Annotated in this window: 19 protein-coding genes; 5 read left to right on the top strand and 14 right to left on the bottom strand. The window is 62.2% G+C overall.

What is annotated here, in order from left to right:
* Nucleotides 1-51 precede the first annotated feature (51 nt).
* Both EE36_RS11370 and ppx read left to right on the top strand, forming a co-directional pair.
* Nucleotides 52-2226, top strand: a complete 2175-nt coding sequence (locus EE36_RS11370; protein ID WP_039911814.1) for an RNA degradosome polyphosphate kinase — start codon at nt 52-54, stop codon at nt 2224-2226.
* 179 nt (nt 2227-2405) lie between these two features.
* A complete protein-coding gene (ppx, locus tag EE36_RS11365; RefSeq protein WP_005852345.1) occupies nt 2406-3980 on the top strand; it encodes an exopolyphosphatase in 1575 nt (524 codons plus the stop codon).
* A 6-nt stretch (nt 3981-3986) separates the two neighbouring features.
* Here the strand turns inward: ppx and EE36_RS11360 are convergent, their stop codons facing one another.
* The 7 genes from EE36_RS11360 to EE36_RS11330 form a co-directional block, all read right to left on the bottom strand.
* A complete protein-coding gene (locus EE36_RS11360) occupies nt 3987-4406 on the bottom strand; it encodes a hypothetical protein (protein WP_005852342.1) in 420 nt (139 codons plus the stop codon).
* Nucleotides 4407-4448: 42 nt separating this feature from the next.
* Complete coding sequence (locus EE36_RS11355; RefSeq protein WP_005852340.1) at nt 4449-5474, bottom strand: endonuclease/exonuclease/phosphatase family protein; 1026 nt, start codon at nt 5472-5474, stop codon at nt 4449-4451.
* Nucleotides 5474-6154, bottom strand: a complete 681-nt coding sequence (locus tag EE36_RS11350; RefSeq protein ID WP_037944973.1) for a molecular chaperone DjiA — start codon at nt 6152-6154, stop codon at nt 5474-5476. The genes EE36_RS11355 and EE36_RS11350 overlap by 1 nt, the downstream gene beginning before the upstream one ends.
* 32 nt (nt 6155-6186) lie before the next feature.
* Nucleotides 6187-6672: a GNAT family N-acetyltransferase gene (locus tag EE36_RS11345; protein WP_005852336.1), complete on the bottom strand. Its 486-nt coding sequence runs from the start codon at nt 6670-6672 to the stop codon at nt 6187-6189.
* Nucleotides 6669-7283 carry a VOC family protein gene (locus EE36_RS11340; protein WP_005852334.1) on the bottom strand — a complete coding sequence of 205 codons (615 nt, stop codon included), beginning with the start codon at nt 7281-7283 and terminating at the stop codon, nt 6669-6671. Before EE36_RS11340 ends, EE36_RS11345 begins: the two co-directional genes overlap by 4 nt.
* A 69-nt stretch (nt 7284-7352) precedes the next feature.
* Nucleotides 7353-9482, bottom strand: coding sequence for a methylmalonyl-CoA mutase (gene scpA, locus EE36_RS11335; protein ID WP_005852333.1), 2130 nt, complete (start codon nt 9480-9482; stop codon nt 7353-7355).
* Nucleotides 9445-10374: a hypothetical protein gene (locus EE36_RS11330; protein WP_005852331.1), complete on the bottom strand. Its 930-nt coding sequence runs from the start codon at nt 10372-10374 to the stop codon at nt 9445-9447. Before EE36_RS11330 ends, scpA begins: the two co-directional genes overlap by 38 nt.
* Before the next feature lie 168 nt (nt 10375-10542).
* Between EE36_RS11330 and EE36_RS11325 the strand changes: the two genes are divergently transcribed.
* Complete coding sequence (locus EE36_RS11325; RefSeq protein WP_005852330.1) at nt 10543-11004, top strand: DUF4174 domain-containing protein; 462 nt, start codon at nt 10543-10545, stop codon at nt 11002-11004.
* Nucleotides 11005-11098: 94 nt separating this feature from the next.
* Here the strand turns inward: EE36_RS11325 and EE36_RS11320 are convergent, their stop codons facing one another.
* The 6 genes from EE36_RS11320 to EE36_RS11300 all read right to left on the bottom strand — a co-directional run bounded on the left by EE36_RS11320 (nt 11099) and on the right by EE36_RS11300 (nt 16503).
* A complete protein-coding gene (locus tag EE36_RS11320) occupies nt 11099-13144 on the bottom strand; it encodes an acetyl/propionyl/methylcrotonyl-CoA carboxylase subunit alpha (RefSeq protein ID WP_005852328.1) in 2046 nt (681 codons plus the stop codon).
* A 116-nt stretch (nt 13145-13260) separates the two neighbouring features.
* Nucleotides 13261-13467: a hypothetical protein gene (locus EE36_RS17715; RefSeq protein WP_005852327.1), complete on the bottom strand. Its 207-nt coding sequence runs from the start codon at nt 13465-13467 to the stop codon at nt 13261-13263.
* Between the two features lie 184 nt (nt 13468-13651).
* On the bottom strand, nt 13652-13999 hold the full coding sequence (locus EE36_RS11310; protein ID WP_005852325.1) for a hypothetical protein: 348 nt from the start codon (nt 13997-13999) through the stop codon (nt 13652-13654).
* Nucleotides 14000-14098: 99 nt separating this feature from the next.
* Nucleotides 14099-14242 (bottom strand): hypothetical protein, encoded by a 144-nt coding sequence (locus EE36_RS17615; protein ID WP_005852323.1) that lies wholly within the window; start codon nt 14240-14242, stop codon nt 14099-14101.
* 214 nt (nt 14243-14456) lie between these two features.
* Entirely contained in the window at nt 14457-14909 is a 453-nt protein-coding gene (locus EE36_RS11305) for a DUF6497 family protein (protein ID WP_235183764.1), read from the bottom strand.
* Between the two features lie 61 nt (nt 14910-14970).
* Nucleotides 14971-16503 (bottom strand): acyl-CoA carboxylase subunit beta, encoded by a 1533-nt coding sequence (locus tag EE36_RS11300; RefSeq protein WP_005852320.1) that lies wholly within the window; start codon nt 16501-16503, stop codon nt 14971-14973.
* A gap of 178 nt (nt 16504-16681) precedes the next feature.
* On the opposite strand from EE36_RS11300, the gene EE36_RS11295 reads away from it, so the two are divergent.
* Nucleotides 16682-17899 (top strand): multidrug effflux MFS transporter, encoded by a 1218-nt coding sequence (locus tag EE36_RS11295; protein WP_005852318.1) that lies wholly within the window; start codon nt 16682-16684, stop codon nt 17897-17899.
* A gap of 71 nt (nt 17900-17970) precedes the next feature.
* Nucleotides 17971-19371: a short-chain fatty acyl-CoA regulator family protein gene (locus EE36_RS11290; RefSeq protein WP_005852316.1), complete on the top strand. Its 1401-nt coding sequence runs from the start codon at nt 17971-17973 to the stop codon at nt 19369-19371.
* 4 nt (nt 19372-19375) lie between these two features.
* Here EE36_RS11290 and EE36_RS11285 read toward each other — a convergent pair.
* The coding region (locus tag EE36_RS11285; protein WP_005852314.1) for a thermonuclease family protein at nt 19376-20062 on the bottom strand (687 nt) is incomplete at its 5' end.

Here is a 20062-nt window from a genome sequence, read left to right as displayed (position 1 = left end):
CTTCTCAGATTTCGTCACAAACCCATTACAATGCAACGCCATAAGGCCGTCATGACAAACGCTGACTTTCTCGAATCCGCCTTCGTTCCGCCGCAGGATATGCCCGATCTGGATATCACCGGCCCCGGTCGTTTCTATAACCGCGAGCTCAGCTGGCTCGGGTTCAACTGGCGTGTTCTCGAAGAGGCCAAGAACCCCCGCGTGCCGCTGCTGGAACGCCTGCGCTTCCTGTCGATCTCGGCGGGCAACCTCGACGAATTCTATACCGTGCGTGTTGCGGGCCTGCGCGAGCTGGCTCAGGCCGGCAACACCACCCCCGCCAGCGACGGGCTGACCCCTGCCCAGCAATTGGTGCTGATCAACGAAGACGCGCGCAAGCTGATGACCGAACAACAGCGCGTACTGGTCGATCTGATGTCCGAGATGGACGACCAGAATATCATGCTCGAACGCGCCGCTGATCTGGACGAGGCCGATCTGGCCTATCTTGACGATGTATTCCTGCACCGCGTTTTTGCGGTTCTGACCCCGCTGGCGATTGACCCCGCGCACCCCTTCCCCTTCATCCCCAACACCGGCTACGCGCTGGCGCTGCAACTGGAACGCACCAGCGACAAACGCCCCCTTCAGGCGCTGCTGCCGATCCCGGCGCAGATCGACCGTTTCGTCGCCCTGCCCGCCGCCGAAGGGTCGCTGCGGTTCCTGCCGCTTGAAGATCTGCTGGTGCTCAAGGTGCCGGGGCTGTTTCCGGGCTACAAGCTCAAGGCGCATTTCGAATTCCGCGTGCTGCGCGACAGCGATCTTGAGGTCGAGGAAGAGGCCGAAGACCTAGTACGCGAATTCGAGGTCGCCCTGAAACGCCGCCGCCGCGGCGAGGTCGTGCGCCTGACCCATTCCGCCGGTGCCCCCGAAAAGCTGAAATCCGTGGTCATGGCCGAACTGGGCGTGCGCCCGCAGGATGTGATCGAACTGGACGGGATGATCGGCATCAACGACCTGTCCGAACTGGTGACCGACAGCCGCCCCGATCTGCTCTGGCCGCAATTCACCCCGCGCATCCCCGAACGCGTGACCGACCACGAAGGCGATATGTTCGCCGCGATCCGGTCCAAGGACATGCTGCTGCACCACCCCTACGAGACCTTCGATATGGTGGTCCGCTTTCTGGCACAGGCCGCACGCGATCCCGATGTGGTGGCGATCAAACAGACGCTCTACCGCACCTCGCGCGACAGCCCCATTGTCGAGGCGCTGTGCGAAGCCGCCGAAGACGGGAAATCCGTCACCGCGCTGGTCGAGCTCAAGGCGCGTTTCGACGAGGCTGCCAACATCCGCCAGTCACGCCGGCTGGAACGCGCAGGCGCACATGTCGTCTATGGGTTTCTCGATCTCAAGACCCACGCAAAAATCTCGACCGTGGTGCGCCGCGAGGGCGATCAACTGGTCACCTATACCCACTATGGCACCGGCAACTATCACCCGATCACCGCACGCATTTATACCGATCTGTCGCTGTTCACCTGTGACCAGAAGCTGGGCCGCGACGCGACCAAAGTGTTCAACTACCTGTCCGGCTACGCGCAACCCGACACGCTGGACAACCTCGCCATCTCGCCCATCTCGTTGAAGCCGCGCCTGCTGGCGATGATCGCCGCCGAGGCCGACCATGCCGCCGCTGGCAAACCGGCAGAGATCTGGGCCAAGATGAACTCCATCGTGGATGCGGATGTGATCGACGCGCTTTACGCCGCGAGCCAGGCAGGGGTGAAGATCAGCCTGGTGATCCGCGGCATCTGCGGGTTGCGCCCCGGTATCAAGGGGCTATCGGAAAACATCCGCGTAAAATCCATCGTCGGGCGCTTTCTGGAGCATTCACGCATCGTCTGCTTTGGCAATGGCTACGGGCTGCCGCATAAGAAATCGCGGGTCTTCATGTCCTCCGCCGACTGGATGGGCCGCAACCTGACCCGCCGCGTCGAAACCCTGGTCGAGATCGAGAACCCCACCGTCAAGGCGCAAATCACCAGTCAGGTCATGGCGGCCAATCTTGCGGATGTGGCGCAAAGCTGGGTCATGTCCCCCGATGGCAGCTTTGCCCGCCCCGAGATTGCAGAAGGCACCTTCGCCTTCAACTGCCACCGCTTCTTCATGGAGAACCCCTCTCTCTCCGGGCGTGGCACGGCGGGCGCATCCGACGTCCCGAAACTGACCCATACCGAAGACTAACCACTTCATTTTGCCTGTAAACTCTCGCCGAAGGCGCATCTGTCCGATTGCGTTCCCGCTGGCGTTTATATCCCCCCAACGCGGCGGGGTTTTTCACGTGCCCGTTTGCGTTAACGATTGACGCGGCGGGCCGGCTGGGCCAACTTGCCCCCCAAACAAAGGCCCCCGCAGGAGCGTCCGTGGCAGATAAAACCGACACCCCTCCGCCCTCTCCCGTCCCCGAAACGGGCGTCGCTGATCTGGGCCTGTTCGGCAAACCCCTGTTCCTAGACCCTTCGGCCCGTGCGCTGGCGCGTGTGGGCGTGGTCGATGTGGGGTCGAACTCTGTCCGGTTGGTGGTGTTTGACGGGGCCGCACGGTCGCCTGCCTATTTCTACAACGAAAAAATCATGTGCGCCCTTGGGGCGGGCATGGCCGAAACAGGCCACCTGTCGCCCGAAGGCCGGGTCCGCGCCCTCTCTGCCATGCGCCGCTTCAGCAAGCTGGCACAGGGCATGGGCCTGTCCGAGCTGACCGTCGTCGCCACCGCCGCCGTGCGCGATGCCAGCGACGGGCGCGATTTCTGCGACGAGGTGCAGCGCGAGACGGGCCTGAAGATCTGGGTCATCGACGGCGAGGAAGAGGCGCGGCTGTCAGCGCAGGGTGTTTTGCTGGGCTGGCCCGGTGCCTTTGGTCTGGTCTGCGACATCGGCGGGTCGTCGATGGAACTGGCGGAAATCTCGGGCGGGCGCGTGGGCAAGCGGGTGACCTCGGCGCTCGGGCCGCTGAAACTGCGCGACATCAAGGGCGGGGCCAAGGCACGGCAGACGCAGATCAAGACAGTGATCGAAGGACTGGCCGAAAAGATGGGCGCACAGCGCGACCGTCTGTTTCTGGTGGGCGGCTCATGGCGTGCCATCGCGCGCATCGACATGGTGCGCCGCGGCTACCCGCTGCACGTGCTGCATGAATACCGGATGACCCCGAAATCCGTCCGCGAGACGGTGAAACACATCCAGACCAGCGACCATGAAGAGCTGCGCAAGATCAGTGGCGTCTCCTCCAGCCGGATGGCGTTGGTGCCCTTTGCCGCCGAAGTGCTGTCGCGGCTGGTCAAGACCTTCAAACCCAAGGATATCGCGATCTCCAGCTACGGGATCCGCGAGGGGATGCTGTATGAACAGATGCCCCAACGCCTGCGCGACCGCGACCCGCTGATCGAGGCCTGCCGCTTTGCCGAAGCCAAGGACGCGCGCACACCGGGGTTCGGCAAGGCGCTGTTCGACTTTATCCTGCCGCTCTATAAATCCGCGCCGCCGCAGCGCAAACGTCTGGTCAAGGCCGCCTGCCTGCTGCACGACGTCAGCTGGCGCGCGCATCCCGACTACCGTGCCGAAGTCTGTTTCGACAATGCGACGCGGGCAAATCTGGGCGGGCTGAAACATTCAGAACGGATCTATCTGGGGCTGGCGCTGCTGCACCGCTATTCCAACAAGCGCGAGAATACCCGTTTCGAAGACCTCTATGAAATGGTCGATGAAAAGACGCGGCTAGAGGCCGAGATTCTGGGCAAGGCCATGCGCTTTGGCGCGATGCTGTGGATGAACCCCGAGGAAGAGCGCGGCCACATGCGCTGGTTCCCAAAGAAAAAGCTGCTGGAGCTGTGGCTGACCGACGACATGATGCCCCTGTTCGGAGAGGTCGCCGAAGCGCGACTGAATTCCCTCGCCCTGTCCCTGGGGGCCGAGGTCCAGCTTAAGACTTGCAAGAAATAGCCTGTCTTACAGGTCGATCTGCGGCACCTCGTCCAGATAGATCGCGGGCGGGGGCGGCGTTTCCTCGGGTGTCTTGTCTTCGGGCATGTCATCTTCCGGCGCGGGGTCTGGCTTGCGGCGGATCACAATATCGCCGTTGGGCATCTTTTGGGGCGGCTCATAGACGCTCCAATCCTCGACCTCGTCCAGCAAATCGGTAAAGGCGGGCCCCATCTCGGAAATGAAATTCCGCAGCGCGGGGCTGGCCTTGCGCCCCCACTCGCCCAGCCCTTCCAGCGCGGGGGCCATCTCTTTCTTCATACCGTCAAAGAAATCCCGCGCCCCGCGTTCCATCAATGAAAAGCCGGAGCCGTCGTTTTCCTGCTCTTGTGCCACGGCGACACTGGACAGGCAGATCAGGGTGGTGGTCAAAAGAAACTGTCTCATGCGGTGAAGACTGCCCTATTTCATCTTGTGATGAAAGCGGCATTAAAGGCGCGTCGTCAGGTCCAGATCAATCGTCACCGGAAAGTGATCCGACGCCGTGATCAAGGCGTCGCGCAAGGCGGCATCCCCCCAGCATTCCGGATCGTCCAACGGGTGCCAAATGCGCCAGTGCGGCCGATGCGCGGTCAGGGCCGGGCTGATCATGATGTAATCCAGCAGCGCCTGCAGATAGCGTTTTTCGGGCGCGATCCAGAAGCGCGACGTGGTGGGCATCGCCCCGATCCGCTGGCCCAAGGCGCGGATCGCATGGGGATCGACGAGCGCGCGATCCTGCCGGTGGCCCATCACAATCTCGACCGAGGACCGCCCGAAAAGATCCTCGAAACTGTCCAGGCCCGGCCCGTCGTTCAGATCGCCCAAGACCATCAGCGGCGTGCCATCGTCGAGCCGCGCATCGATCCGCCGACGCAACCAGATCGCCTGCGCCAACTGCTTGCGCCGGTTGGCGATGCCGATGCGCAGCGCATCCTGCGGCGTCTTGGCCCCATGGGGGGCCTTGGACTTCAGATGCGCGCCGATCATGTGAAATGCCACCCCTTCGCAGGTGACGATATCCAGCTCGAGCGGCGGTTTGGAAAAGACGACATGATCCTCGCGCGCGTCGATATCCAGATCAATGTCCAACGTCCCGTCAAAGCGCGGCGCATCCCCCTGCCCGACCGAACCACCGGGCGCGTGGCTGGCCGACAGCCGGTCCGGATCGAGCAACAGCGCGATTTCCTGCTGCGTGTCATTGGCAAAGCCGATCACCGCCTTGCGGGTGCGCAGATCGAAATGCGCGGCAAAGCGTTCCAATGCCGCCACAGTGCCGCGTTTTCGGCTTTGGTCAGGGGCCTCGATCACCATCACAGCATCGGCATCCATCGCCCGAAACACGGTGCCCAAAGCCTGCGCCTGCTGCGCACGGGTGATATTGTGGCGTGCCGACCAGCCGTCATCCAGCAACAGTTGGTCCTCATCGTCGAACAGACCTGTGAACCATTCGACGTTATAGGTCGCGATCCGCATTACTGCGCCTTGCCTGACCAGGTCTCCCACGCGCGGTTGATGTCGATCATGCGTTTTTCGGCCATGGCGATGGCCTCTTGCGGCAGGCCGCGGGCGACCAGAGCGTCGGGGTGATTAGCCCGCACCAGCTTGCGCCACGCCGCGCGCCCCTCTTCAAGCGAGGCATCGGGCGGAATGCCCAGAACCGCATGGGGCAACGGCGAGGTATCGGGCACGAACCGCGCCCGAAGCGAGGCAAAATCGCTGTCATCCATCGCGAAAATTTGCGCGACACGCACCAGAAACGCATCCTCGTTCGGATGGTACATGCCGTCGGCCATGGCAATGTGGAACAACCCTTCGATCAGATCATGCAGCGTTTCGGGCTGGTCCGCGAACATCTGCGCAATGCGCGCGGCGTAATCCTCGAACCCGGCCACATCGTGCCGTGCCAGATTGAACACCCGCGCCGCCCCCTGCTGGTCGGCCTCGGCAATCTGGAACACTTCGCGAAAGGCGGTAACCTCGTCGCGGGTCACCTGCCCGTCGGCCTTGGCCATCTTGGCCCCAAGCGCGATCACCGCAATGGTAAAGGCCACCGACCGCTCTGGCGGGGTGCGCAGACGGTCGAAAACAGCCGACAGCCCCTCACCGGCGGTGAGCGCTGACAAAGCTTCGGTGATGCGAGACCAAATAGACATGACGCCCACCATACGGGGCAGCGCCGGGGAAGTCAGCGGGGCGTCAGCATTTTCTGCATCAAAATTAGGTCAAGCTGCTGCCCGTTCTTCTGACCGATGCGCGGCATCCTGCCCACGTGGTCAAACCCGAGTGCCGCATGAAAGCCGACGGCACCCGGATTGGCCCCGCTGATCGCCGCCACCATGACGCGCCGCCCCTGTGCGACGGCCGCATCACAGGCAGTTTGCATCAAGGCACGGCCGGCACCCGCGCCCTGTGCAGCGGCATCAAGCACGATCGAATGCTCCACCGCATCGCGATACCCCACCCCGCTGCGAAAAGCCCCGTAGGTCATGAAACCGGCGACACCCTCCGCGTCGGCCACCCAGAACTGCCCCGCGCGACCGGCGATCAGCGCCTCGACCTCTGCACCGGTCTTGGGCTGCGACGTGAAGGTGAACAGCGTTTGCGTGATCATCACATTCCACAGGGCCGTCACCGCCCCGGCGTCACTGCCCGTTGCTGGCCGGATGATCACGCCAGCACAGCGCGGCCCGCGGGCGTGTCAAAACGGGCAGACAGCGCCGGTGTCCCGACCTCGAACACCACGCGCGCATCGGTGAGGATCGGGGCAAGCGTTGCCGCCAACGTCTCTGCCTGCGGGTGCTGGACCGTCAATGTCACCAAACGACAGCCAGAGTCATCAAGCCGCTGGGTCGGATGGGCCTCACCCTCCCATTGCATCAAGGCAGGGGCACAATTGTCATAGGGCAGCATACCGGTTTCCGGCACCGCCATACGCCAGCGCAGATCCCCCCGCTGCAACGCCACCGGCGCGCCATAGCCTTCGGGCAAGGCTTCCAGCGTCGCCTCAAGATCATCGCAGCGGCAAATCCAGTTGGACAGCCGCGCCGGTCCGTTGAACCGGTCCAGATCAAACCAGCGCGCATAGGCAGGCGCAGGCGCGTCGGGGTCGACGGCAATCGCCTCCAGATACAGCGCATCAGCAAGCCCCAGCAGGTGGTTATGCGTGCCAAACACCGCATGTGCGCCGCCCGGTTGCAACGGCACCCCAAGCACCTGCGCGGCCATGTCAGACGCGGCTTTCAGGCTCTCGCCCGCGACGGCAAGATGGTCCAGTTCGATCATTGGTCCTGCTTCCAGATGGTTCAAATCCTCGGGGGAGTGTGAGGGGGCAGACAGCCCCCTCGCGCCCGTTTAGCTGCGTGCGGCACGGATCAGCTTCAGGATATCCTGCGCGGCATTGGGGATATTTGTCCCCGGTCCGAAGATCGCCTTGACCCCAGCATCCTTGAGGAACTTGTAATCCTGCTGCGGAATCACCCCGCCGCAGATGACCAGAATATCCTCGGCCCCTTGGTCCTTCAGCGCCTTGATCAGCTGCGGGGCGAGCGTTTTGTGACCCGCCGCCTGGGACGAGATGCCGATGACATGCACGTCGTTGTCCACGGCGTCCTGCGCGGCCTCGGCGGGGGTCTGGAACAGCGGCCCCACATCCACGTCGAACCCGATATCGGCAAAGGCGGTCGCAATGACCTTGGCCCCGCGGTCGTGCCCGTCCTGACCCATCTTGACCACCAGCATACGCGGACGGCGGCCTTCGGCTTCGGCGAAATCCTCGACCGATTTCTGGATTTCCGCAAAGCCGCTGTCGCCCTCATAGGCCGCGCCATAGACGCCGGCCAATGTCTTGACCTCGGCGCGGTGACGTCCGAATTTTTCTTCCATCGCCATGCTGATCTCCCCTACGGTGGCGCGGGCGCGGGCGGCTTCGACCGCCCCTTCCAACAGGTTTCCGCCCTCTGCGGCGCGGCGGGTCAGCTCGGCCAGGGCGGCTTTGCAGGCGTTTTCGTCACGCGCGCTACGGATCGCTTCGAGACGCTTGATCTGGCTGTCGCGCACCTTGACGTTATCGACATCCAGAATGTCGATCTCGTCCTCGACCTCGCGGCGGTATTTATTGACCCCGACGATCACCTCGGTGCCGCGGTCGATCTTGGCCTGACGGGTGGCGGCGGCCTCTTCGATGCGCAGTTTCGGCATGCCGGAGGCGACGGCCTTGGTCATCCCGCCCAGCTCTTCCACTTCTTCGATCAGCTTCCATGCGGCGTCTGCCAGATCGGCGGTCAGCTTTTCGACATAGTAGCTGCCGGCCAGCGGGTCGACGACATTGGTAACGCCGGTTTCTTCCTGCAGGATCAACTGCGTGTTGCGCGCAATGCGCGAGGAGAAATCGGTGGGCAGGGCAATCGCCTCGTCCAGGGCATTGGTGTGCAGCGACTGCGTGCCGCCCAGGACCGCGCTCATCGCCTCGTAGGCGGTGCGGATCACGTTGTTATAGGGGTCTTGTTCCTGAAGGCTCACCCCGGAGGTCTGGCAGTGGGTCCGCAGCATCGAGGATTTGGGGTTCTTCGGTTTGAATTCATCCATGATCCGCGACCACAGCAGACGCGCCGCGCGCAGTTTCGCGGCCTCCATAAAGAAGTTCATGCCGATGCAGAAAAAGAAGCTCAGCCGGGGTGCAAACCGGTCCACATCCATGCCCGCCGCAATCGCCGTGCGCACATATTCGCGACCATCGGCAAGGGTAAAGGCCAGTTCCTGCACAAGGTTCGCGCCCGCCTCTTGCATATGGTAGCCCGAGATCGAGATGGAGTTGAACTTCGGCATGTGGTCCGAGGTATATTCGATGATATCCCCGATGATCCGCATCGAGGGCTCGGGCGGATAGATATAGGTGTTGCGGACCATGAACTCTTTCAGGATGTCGTTCTGAATGGTGCCCGAGAGCACAGATTTATCATGCCCCTGCTCTTCGCCCGCGACGATGAAATTCGCCAGGATCGGGATCACCGCGCCGTTCATCGTCATGGAGACCGACACTTTGTCGAGCGGGATGCCGTCGAACAGGATCTTCATATCCTCGACGCTATCGATGGCCACGCCCGCCTTGCCCACGTCGCCCTCGACGCGCGGGTGGTCGCTGTCATAGCCGCGGTGGGTGGCCAGATCGAAGGCCACCGACACCCCCTGCTGCCCCGCAGCAAGGGCGCGGCGGTAAAAGGCGTTCGATTCCTCTGCCGTAGAGAACCCCGCGTATTGGCGGATCGTCCACGGGCGGCCGGCGTACATGGTCGCCTTCACCCCGCGGGTAAAGGGTGCCTCTCCGGGGATGCCGCCCAGATGGTCCAGCCCTTCGGTGTCTTCCGCGGTATAAAGCGGTTTGACATCAATGCCTTCCAGCGTGTGCCACGTCAGGTCATCGAGGCTACGCCCGCGCAGTTCCGCCTCAGCCAGATTGCGCCAGTTTTCTTTGTCCGCTGTCATGGTGGTGTCCTTTTCTTCTATCGCCGTCTGGCCAGCTTGTGCCGGCTCTTGGGGCGGTTGAGGTCTCTGTCAGGGTGGCAAGACCATCCGCACCGGCTGTCAGCCAGAACAGATCGTCCGCATAGGTTTCACGCAAGGCCGCGGCCTGCGCGTCGCTAAAGGGGTGCCAGTTGCCCAGCCCGTCGCTGCGCAGCCCTGCCGCGGCAGGGCCCATCTGCGCACGCAGGCTGGCCTCGTCCGGGCGGCGGTTCAGCCAATAGCCTTGGGTGGTGGCGGGGGCAGCGCGACCGGTGAGCTGCGTAAACAGCGCATCGGGGCGGCCAGCGTAATCGTCATAGCGGGCGATGCTGATCTTCGCCTCGGGCAAGGCGCAGGCAAGATCGGTGATGACATCGCGCCAGCCGCGCCGGTCATGAGCGATACGGTCAATCTGGTCGGCATCCGGTACGGGATGCCCGCGCCCCACGGTATAGGCCAGCGCAGAGGCCCACCAATGGTCCGTCTGCCGGATGGTCAGCACCACCTGCGTCACGCGCCCGCCAAAGCTGGCCCCGAACCGCGCCATACGTTCGCCAATGGCCGGAAACAGCCGCCCGCTGCGCACCGAATGGCGCGCCGAGCCGATCATATTCTCGTCCGAGATCAGCAGTTGATCCGCCCCGAGGTCCCGCGCCTTGCCCATCAGCAGCGACACGCGCCCGTTTACCAAATTCGGCCCCGAGGCCAGCATTCCCGACGCCGGAAACAGCCCTGCAAACAGCCCGCCACGGGTCTGGCGCGGCCCCCAGACGCAGGTGCCCTGCGCCGCGATGGGATCGGCGTGATCCGCCAGATAGCGTTGAAAACTGGTGGTTCCTGTACGGTGCGCACCAACGTGAAGAAGAATATCCATGATCTGCTTGCCCAATCCTTGAACGGGGGCCAGCCACTGTGGCCCACTAAGAGTTTGAGCCACAGTCATGCCCGCAAACCTGTTGCAGAGTGCTTAATATGCGCAGATGTCCGGTTGTGCATCGCAATTGCGTCGCGCAAGCTTATATCTGTACGGACAGGAGACAAAATGAAACCAGTGATAGCCCTTGTTTTTGCAGGATTGTTTGCGGTCTCGGCGGGGGCGCAAACGGCCACGGAACCCGAGGTTCCCACGTTGTTCCTGCCCGCAGATATGGAAGATTTGAGTGAATTCCACTGGAAAAAAAGACCGGTTCTGGTCTTTGCGGACAGCGAGGATGACCCCGCCTTCCAATCCCAAATGGAGCTTTTACGCGAACAGCCCGAAGACCTGATCGAGCGTGATGTGATTGTCCTGACCGATACCGATCCAGCCGCGCGCAGCCCGTTGCGGCTGCGGATGCGGCCGCGCGGGTTCATGTTGGTGCTGGTGGGCAAAGACGGCGGGATCAAGCTGCGCAAGCCCCGCCCCTGGGATGTCCGCGAGATCACCCGCAGCATCGACAAAATGACCATCCGGCAACGCGAAATTCGCGAAGCCAAGGAAAAGTCAGGTAAAATCTTCGACTGAACAGCCAGCAGCCGCTGCAATATGGGCCGGTGCTGCGAAGGGATCCCCCGCAGCGCCGTGTTGTATCCCATGATGGCAACGGCTGGCATGGCGCTTATTCGAACTCGATGATGACATCATCCACAGCGAGGCTATCCCCCGCTGCGGCATTTACCTTGGACACTTTGCCCTTCTTCTCGGCGCGCAGGATGTTCTCCATCTTCATCGCCTCGATGGTGCAGAGGTTCTGGCCTTCCTGTACTTCGTCGCCAACCTCTACATCGATCTTCACCACCAGACCCGGCATGGGGCACAGCAGCATTTTCGATGTGTCGGGCGGCAGTTTCTCGGGCATCAGACGGGCCAGTTCGGCCTGACGCGGGTTGCGCACATGCACTTTCATATCCGCGCCACGGGCCCGCACGCGGAACCCGCCAGAGATTTTGCCGACCTTGAACACCAGCGGTGCGTCATCGATGGTCATCTCGGCCAGTTGGTCGCCCGGTGTCCAGTCGCCCGCGACGCGCAGCGCAGTGCCGTCGTCGAAGGTCACCGTCGCGCCCTTTGGGTCGGCCTGAATTTCCACATCGAACGACTGGCCTTGCAGCGCGACGTTCCAGGCGGTGCCGACCTTGCGTTCGTGGTTGTCCATGCGGCCCGACACGCGAGTCCGGCGGATCTCTCCGACGCGGTGCATGGCTGCGGTGGCCGCCGCGATCCGGCGCAGTTCTGCGTCAGGCAGCTCTACCCCATCAAAGCCGTCGGGGTATTGTTCGGCGATGAAGGCGGTGGTCATGTTGCCTTCGACAAAGATCGGGTGATCCATCACGGCAGAGAGGAACGGCAGGTTGTGCCCGATGCCTTCGACCTCGAAGCTATCCAGCGCCACGCGCATGCGTTCAATCGCCTCGGCGCGGGTCGGTGCCCATGTACACAGCTTGGCGATCATCGGGTCGTAATACATCGAGATCTCGCCGCCCTCGTAGACACCGGTATCGTTGCGCACAGCCGTGTCACCCGCTGGCGCATCGCCCTGCCATTTGTCGTTGGTCAGCAAGGGACCGGCCGCGATCTCCATCGGAGGACGGTAGCGCGTCAGACGCCCGATGGAGGGCAGGAAGCCGCGGTACGGATCTTCGGCATAAAGCCGGTTTTCGATGGCCCAACCGGTCAGTTTCACATCGTCCTGGGTGATGGTCAGCTTTTCACCATTGGCGACGCGGATCATCTGTTCGACCAGATCGACACCGGTGATCAGCTCGGTCACGGGGTGTTCCACCTGAAGACGGGTGTTCATTTCAAGGAAGTAGAAGTTCTTGTCGCCGTCTACGATGAATTCGACCGTACCGGCAGAGGTATAGCCAACGGCCTGCGCCAAGGCGACGGATTGCTCGCCCATGGCTTTGCGGGTGGCTTCGTCAAGGAAAGGCGACGGGGCCTCTTCTACGACCTTCTGGTTGCGGCGCTGGATCGAACATTCGCGCTCGCCCAGATAGATGCCATTGCCGTGGGCGTCGCAAAGCACCTGAATTTCGATGTGGCGCGGCTGGGTGACGAATTTCTCGATAAAGATACGGTCATCGCCAAAGCTGTTGGCAGCCTCGTTCTTGGACGACTGGAACCCCTCGCGGGCCTCTTCGTCGTTCCACGCGATACGCATCCCCTTGCCGCCCCCACCGGCAGAGGCCTTCAGCATTACCGGATAGCCGATTTCGTTCGAGATCTTCACCGCCTCATCCGCGTCTTCGATCAGCCCCATATAGCCGGGGACCGTGGAAACACCGGCCTCCTGCGCGATTTTCTTGGAGGTGATCTTGTCGCCCATTTTCTCGATCGCGCCCTTAGGGGGGCCGACAAAGGCGACGCCAGCGGCCTCGAGCGCCTCGGCGAATTTCGCGTTCTCGGACAGGAAGCCATAGCCCGGGTGTACAGCCTGCGCGCCCGACTGCTTGATCGCGTCCATGATCTTGTCGATCACGATATACGACTGGTTCGCGGCAGGCGGGCCGATGTGAATCGCCTCATCGGCCATCTGGACATGCAGCGCCTGCGCATCAGCGTCGGAATAGACGGCGACGGTTTCGATGCCCATCTTCTTGGCGGTCTTGATAACGCGGCAGGCAATTTCGCCGCGGTTGGCGATCAGGATCTTATTGAACATCGACTGTCCCTTTTGGTCTTGAGTGAACGGAAAAACCCCGCATCAGCACGCGGCTGAGCGGGGCAAAATCTTTGGCACTGCAGCTACCGCGATCCGAGGCCGCGGCAGATGTCAGATTATTGGCAGCGCACTGCGCCGGTTTGGCACGCCAGTACGTTTGCGCCAGCACCGATGGCCGCGCCTTGCGCGAGGCTACCGCCTGTGACGGCTGCTGCACCGGCACCCACGACACCACCGCCGAGCGCTTGTTCGCCCAGCGTGTCACCGCATGCAGCGAGGCCAGCGGACGCAGTAACGGCGAGAAGAATTGTTTTGATGGACATGGGATTAAACCTTTTATTGATCGTGCGTTATTCGCGATGTGATACTGATAAACGCATGGTTTCGCAGAAGGTTCCACCGCGGTTTGAATAACGGCGCGCGCCCCTGCCCCGACGGGCAAATTACCGCCCAACATGCCGCGCATGTGGCAAAAAGCAGCCGAACGGAAGGGGGCGACACGCATCATCAATCCTCGAACGCGTCGGGGAAAGACGCCCGGGCAAGGGCTTCGTTGATGACCAGCATCGCGTCATAGTCGGCTGGATCAAAGGGGTCGTCTACCGCGACGACCTCGCGACCAAAGAGCCAAGACAAACGCCCCGCGTCCAGATTGCCCCTTTCGAACGGCTGGTCGCCGAAGGCTTCCCACAGCGCGCGCATAAAGGCCGTGTCAACGCGACGGTCCGCCGCCTTGCGGTCGGAACGGCGTTCGCGACGGGTCAGCGGGGTGACCCCACGCGGATTGGCGCGACGGATAACGAATTGATAGTCTGATCCGGGCATACGCCCCGGAAAACCGCGATGTTTCAGCATGATACCCCCCAGACTGCGAGGGCGATGCGCGGTGCTACCCCTGCGCTACATGCCGCAGAGGGGTTGGAGACAGGCGCAGAGGCCTGTCCCCGACAAGCATTACTTGTACTTGCCTGTGTACACGGGCTCAACCGAGATGGGCTCGGGTGCGACCACGACATATTCTTCTTGCTGCTTGGGTGCGCATGCCGCAACGGCTGCGATAAGGCCGAATGCGGCCAGCATTGTGATGCTCTTGGACATCTAAGTCTCCTGTCACTGTTTAAAGGGCCCGGCACTGCCTCATGCCAATCAGACCCCGATGTTAAAGTAAGAAATACGTCGGTATTCCCCGCCGCGACATTATCGCAGTTCATTGGCGTTGCATACGGTGTGCTTTCCAATGCGGCCAGATGTGACGCCAAAGCCGCAGTTCGGCGCGCTGGTGCCGCAGCGCTCGCAAGATGTTGTGGGTGCATCAAAGGCCCTCCCAGATACAGGTGTCGTTGCTCAGGCGAAATGCCTCGAAAAACTGTGTCGCATCGGGGTCGGACACCCCGAATTCCGTGACGCGATCAGCCAAAGAGATCACGATGACCTCTCCGTCCAGCGCATGTTGCGCCATGTAGGGAATGGCCAGCGCGTCGCACAGATAGGTCATATCGGCCCCAACCTGCGCAAAGTCCACAGCGCCCGTATCGCGCGCGATATAAGGGGCGACAAAACGGAAGCGCAGCCATGTCTGCACGCCCACCTCGTCTATCAGCACCTCTTGCAATTCGATGCTTTCGCCCGACGGCACCTCGACCGGCTGCGCCGCGGCAGAGGCCGTGGCGAAAGCTGCGCAAACCGCAAGCCACTTCAGTGCCGCACCCGCTGGATGCAGCCCGAAGGGCAATGACGCGGAAAGAGAGGGGTGATCGGTTACCAAAGCGGTCTCCTGCCCCTCGGGCACCTGCAAAGGCACCGCGAGGGATATGGATTAAACGACGTTAGAGCGGGATGTTGTTATGCTTTTTCCAAGGCATCGCGGCTTTCTTGTTGCGCAACGAGGCAAAGGCGCGGGCAATCCGCTTGCGCGTGGTACGCGGCTGGATCACCTCGTCGATAAAGCCACGCTCTGCCGCGACAAAGGGGTTCGCGAAACGCTCTTCGTAATCGGCGGTATGGCGCGCGATCTTTTCAGGGTCGTTCAGATCGGCACGGTGGATGATCTCTGTCGCGCCCTTGGCCCCCATCACGGCAATCTCGGCTGTGGGCCACGCGTAGTTGAAGTCGGACCGCAGGTGCTTGGACGCCATCACGTCATACGCGCCGCCATATGCTTTGCGGGTGATGACCGTCACCATCGGCACCGTCGCTTCGCCATAGGCGAACAGCAGCTTGGCACCGTGTTTGATTACGCCGCCATATTCCTGCCCAGTACCGGGGAGAAAGCCGGGCACGTCCACCAGCGTCAGGATCGGAATTTCAAACGCATCGCAGAAGCGCACAAACCGCGCTGCCTTGCGCGAGCTGTCGATATCAAGGCAGCCCGCCAGCACCATCGGCTGGTTCGCGACCACACCCACGGTGCGCCCTTCGATACGGATAAAGCCGGTCAGGATGTTCTTGGCAAAGTCTTCCTGAATTTCGTAAAAGTCGCCTTCATCCGCAAGCTTGTGGATCAGCTCTTTCATGTCATAGGGCGTGTTGGCGTTGCTGGGCACCAATGTATCAAGCGATGCCTCGATCCGGTCGGGCTCGTCAAAGAACGGGCGCACGGGTGGCAGGTCGCGGTTGTTGGCAGGCAGAAAATCGACCAGACGACGCACCTCGGCCAGTGCTTCGACGTCATTTTCAAACGCGCCATCCGCGACTGAGGATTTGCGCGTGTGCGTCGTCGCGCCGCCCAATTCCTCTGCGGTGACCTGTTCGTTGGTCACGGTTTTGACCACGTCAGGGCCTGTCACAAACATATAGGACGTGTCTTTAACCATGAAGATAAAGTCAGTCATCGCAGGGGAATAGACCGCCCCGCCCGCACATGGCCCCATGATCACGCTGATCTGCGGGATCACACCAGAAGCTTCGATATTGCGTTGGAACACCTCGGCATAACCCGCGAGGCTGTCGACGCCTTCCTGAATACGCGCACCGCCGGAATCGTTGATCCCGATGACAGGCGCACCGTTCTGGATCGCCATATCCTGAATCTTGCAGATCTTCTGCGCGTGGGTCTGGGACAGCGATCCGCCAAAGACCGTGAAATCCTGACTGAAGACATAGACCAGACGGCCATTGATCGTGCCCCAACCGGTGACAACGCCGTCACCTGCGGGTTTTTGCTGCTCCATCCCGAAGTCGGTGCAGCGGTGGGTGACGAACATGTCGAATTCTTCAAACGACCCATCATCAAGCAACAGGTCGATCCGCTCGCGGGCGGTCAGCTTGCCACGGGCGTGCTGCGCATCAATGCGCTTTTGCCCTCCGCCCAGTCGGGCGTCGTCGCGGCGGGTTTCAAGCTGTTCCAGAATATCTTTCATCACGCACCTCTATAAGATTTCCGCCACCGTAACGCCGCCCCCGCGCGAACCAAAGCGCATTTTTGCAAATTTGCAAAAACTATACACCCTTCTCTTTGCTAATTGAAAACTTGCAAATCGTTCGGTTACCGTATGGTTCTGGATAGACAAGATGCAACCGCAGGCATACTGATATGCAATGATCAAGGATAACCCCGTCCGTTTTCTGGATAAAACATCCCCCCCGCATATTTCCACGCTGATCCTTCTGTCGGGGATCGGGGCGCTGGCGATGAATATGTTCTTGCCAAGCCTTCCCGCTATGGCTGAATATTTCGACGCCGATTACGCTGTGATGCAACTTTCCGTGCCGCTTTATCTGCTGTGTAGCGCGGTACTGCAGGTGCTGATCGGCCCGATTTCGGACAATCTGGGCCGCCGCAATGTGCTGCTATGGGGGTTGGCGATATATATGGTCGCGACGGTGGGCTGTATCTACGCCCCCACGACGGCTGTGTTTCTTGCCTTCCGCTGCGTGCAGGCCATCGTCGCCGTGTCGATGGTGCTGAGCCGCGCCGTGGTGCGCGATATGTTCGCCCAAGATAAAGCCGCCTCCATGATCGGCTATGTCACGATGGGCATGGCGCTGGTGCCCATGATCTCCCCCGCTGTGGGCGGGTTGCTGGAGCAGTCCTTCGGCTGGCAGGCGACCTTCTGGGCGATGTTCTGGATCGGGGCGCTGGTACTGGCGATCACATGGTTCGACCTTGGCGAGACCCACGTCGCGTCAGGGCGTACGCTGACCCAGCAATTCGCCGAATACCCCGAGCTACTCGGCTCTCCGCGGTTCTGGGGGTACTCGATGGCGGCGGCCTGCTGCTCGGGTGCGTTCTTTGCCTACCTTGGCGGCGCGCCCTTCGTGGGCAGCGTCGTTTTCGGCATGGAACCGGCCGAGCTTGGCATCTATTTCGGCGCGCCCGCCGTGGGCTATTTCCTTGGCAACTTTATCACGGCCCGCAAAGCGACCGTGGTCGGCGTCAACACGCTGGTGCTTTGGGGCTGTCTGGCCAATGCGATTGGCGGGTCGGTGTCGATGATGATCTTCCTGCTGGGCTATGGATCGCCGCTGTCGTTCTTCGGGATGATGACGCTGGTTGGGCTTGGCAACGGGCTGTGCATCCCCAATGCCACCGCGGGCCTGTTGTCGGTGCGCCCGCATCTGGCGGGCACGGCATCCGGGCTTGGCGGCGCGATCATGATTGGCGGTGGTGCGGGACTTAGCATTTTGGCCGGTGCCCTGCTGAGCGAGGAGACCGGAGCCTATCCGCTGCTCTGGATCATGCTGGCTACCGCCGTCGCGGGCGTCGCGTCGATCTTGGTCGTGATCCGCCGTGAACGGGCGCTTGGTATCGCCTGACGGGCCTTGCCGCCGCTAGTTTGCAAAGATACGCTTTGCAGAACCGGTAACTTTGCAAAGGCCCCACCCTGATGGCGATCCAAAAGCTATACGCTGGCGCAAAACTGCGCGAGCTGCGCACAAATCTGGCTCATACCCAGAAAGAATTCGCCGCGCGGCTTGGCGTATCCCTCCCGTACTTGAACCAGATGGAGAATAATAACCGACCTGTCAGCACCACGGTCGTCTTGGCGCTGGCGTCTGAATTCGGGATGGATGTCACCGAACTGTCGAGCGGGGACAGCGAACGGTTGGTCAGCGACATGCGCGAAGTCCTGTCCGATCCGGTGTTCGAGGGCGATGTGCTGCCGCTGGCCGATGTGCAGCTTGCGGCCTCCAACGCGCCGGGGTTGGCGCGGGCGTTCATCAAGCTGCACCAAAGCCACCGCCAGACCCAAGAACGGCTGGCCTATCTGGACGAAGCCTTGGGCCGCGAAGATGCCCGCCCCTCCCCCAGCCCGTGGGAAGAGGTGCGCGACTTCTTCCATTATTGCGACAATTATCTGGATGCCGTGGACCGCGCCGCCGAGTACTTCGCCCGCGACACCGGCACCGGCCAAAGCCTGCGCGACACCACGCTAGAGGCGCTGTCCAGCGCAGGGATCACCGTCGCCTTCGACGAGACAGACGCCCTGCGCCGCTATGATCCAGCCAGCGGCGTGTTGCATGTCTCGGCCCGCGCCTCGCAAGCAACACAGACGTTCCAGATGCTGCTGCAGGTCGCCCTTGTGCGCCAGAACGACCTGCTTGAGGCAACCTTGGATTTCGCGCGTTTCAACAGCCCCGCGGCCCGTGACATCGCGAAGATGGGGCTGGCGAACTACTTTGCCGGGGCCGCACTGATGCCCTACGCCCGGTTTCTGGAGCGCGCCCAAAGCTGCCGCCACGACCTCGAGGTGCTGGCCTCTGATTTCGGAGCATCGATCGAACAGGTCGCGCACCGGCTGTCGACGCTGCAACGCCCCGGGTCAAAGGGGATTCCGTTCTTCTTTGTCCGGGTGGATCAGGCGGGCACGATCACCAAACGCCATTCGGCCACCCGTCTGCAATTCGCGCGGTTCGGCGGGGCCTGCCCCCTGTGGAACGTGCACAGCGCCTTTGAAACGCCGGGCCGCTTCCTGCGTCAGCTGGCCGAAACGCCGGACGGGGTACGCTATATCTCGCTGGCGCGGGACATCTCGAAGCCGGCGGGGCGGTTTGGCGCGCCGGTGCGGCGCTATGCGATTTCGCTGGGGTGCGAGGTGCGCCACGCGCCTGCGCTGGTCTATGCCGACGGGATGGACACGACCCGCGCTTCTGCGTTTGAACCCATCGGCATATCCTGCCGTATCTGCGAACGTAAACATTGCCACCAGCGGTCTGTGCCGCCGCTGGAACGCCAGCTGGTGGTAGACCCGAACCTGCGCGACGTGCTGCCCTATCAGGTGGATTGACCGCTTACCGCTTGGCCGCCCGCCATCCGGCGGCACGCGCCTGCGCCGCGCTGCAGAACCAGCGTTCGCCCTTGTCGGTGCGGATCACGGTCCGGTCATAGTCGTGCTGTCCGGGCATGTGAAAGATCCGCGTGCCCTTGCTGCTGACATTCCCCTTGATCACACAGCCGCCCGGCCCTGCCGAGGCGACAGGCTTAGGCGCTGCTTTAGAGGCTTTGCGATAGGCATCAGGGCGCTGCGTTTCATAGGCATGTACCCCGCGTCCCGCCCGCTTGGCCGCCGCTTCGGTTGCGACATAGGCGCGGCTGTAGCGCGCGTAGGAAAAGGCCAGCCCCGACGCGACCAAAGCTTGCCCCATATCCTGCCCCAAGGCGGCACAGCGCGCGACAATCCGGCCATAGCGGTCGGTATCCACCCGCTGGCAGTCGGCCCGCTGACCGTCATAGGTGGCGCGCACCTGCGCCGTCACCCAAGCGCCGCAGTTCAACACGCGCCCATCCGAGGCACGGCAAGGCTGGTCCCCTTCGACCGCATCAATGCCGAAAAGCCGGATCCGCGTCTCACCCAATGCGATCGTATCGCCGTCGATCACCCGGATCTCGCCCGTCAGGCGCGGTTCGACCGCCGCAGCGGGTTGCGTGAAAACGGCGACCAGCGCCGCGGCGAAACATGAATGAAGGAGGACTTTCAT

Source organism: Sulfitobacter sp. EE-36 (assembly GCF_000152605.1).
In the GTDB taxonomy this organism is placed as follows: Bacteria; Pseudomonadota; Alphaproteobacteria; order Rhodobacterales; family Rhodobacteraceae; genus Sulfitobacter; species Sulfitobacter pontiacus.
Note: the sequence above shows the minus strand (reverse complement) of the source record. Positions and strands in the feature narration are given on the sequence as shown.

Coding starts and splice junctions, on each gene's coding strand:
- EE36_RS11370 (WP_039911814.1), top strand. CDS start 52: ATGACAAACGCTGACTTTCTCGAATCCGCCTTCGTTCCGCCGCAGGAT.
- EE36_RS11360 (WP_005852342.1), bottom strand. CDS start 4,406: ATGAGACAGTTTCTTTTGACCACCACCCTGATCTGCCTGTCCAGTGTC.
- EE36_RS11355 (WP_005852340.1), bottom strand. CDS start 5,474: ATGCGGATCGCGACCTATAACGTCGAATGGTTCACAGGTCTGTTCGAC.
- EE36_RS11350 (WP_037944973.1), bottom strand. CDS start 6,154: ATGTCTATTTGGTCTCGCATCACCGAAGCTTTGTCAGCGCTCACCGCC.
- EE36_RS11340 (WP_005852334.1), bottom strand. CDS start 7,283: ATGATCGAACTGGACCATCTTGCCGTCGCGGGCGAGAGCCTGAAAGCC.
- scpA (WP_005852333.1), bottom strand. CDS start 9,482: ATGACAGCGGACAAAGAAAACTGGCGCAATCTGGCTGAGGCGGAACTG.
- EE36_RS11330 (WP_005852331.1), bottom strand. CDS start 10,374: ATGGATATTCTTCTTCACGTTGGTGCGCACCGTACAGGAACCACCAGT.
- EE36_RS11325 (WP_005852330.1), top strand. CDS start 10,543: ATGAAACCAGTGATAGCCCTTGTTTTTGCAGGATTGTTTGCGGTCTCG.
- EE36_RS11320 (WP_005852328.1), bottom strand. CDS start 13,144: ATGTTCAATAAGATCCTGATCGCCAACCGCGGCGAAATTGCCTGCCGC.
- EE36_RS17715 (WP_005852327.1), bottom strand. CDS start 13,467: ATGTCCATCAAAACAATTCTTCTCGCCGTTACTGCGTCCGCTGGCCTC.
- EE36_RS11310 (WP_005852325.1), bottom strand. CDS start 13,999: ATGCTGAAACATCGCGGTTTTCCGGGGCGTATGCCCGGATCAGACTAT.
- EE36_RS17615 (WP_005852323.1), bottom strand. CDS start 14,242: ATGTCCAAGAGCATCACAATGCTGGCCGCATTCGGCCTTATCGCAGCC.
- EE36_RS11300 (WP_005852320.1), bottom strand. CDS start 16,503: ATGAAAGATATTCTGGAACAGCTTGAAACCCGCCGCGACGACGCCCGA.
- EE36_RS11295 (WP_005852318.1), top strand. CDS start 16,682: ATGATCAAGGATAACCCCGTCCGTTTTCTGGATAAAACATCCCCCCCG.
- EE36_RS11290 (WP_005852316.1), top strand. CDS start 17,971: ATGGCGATCCAAAAGCTATACGCTGGCGCAAAACTGCGCGAGCTGCGC.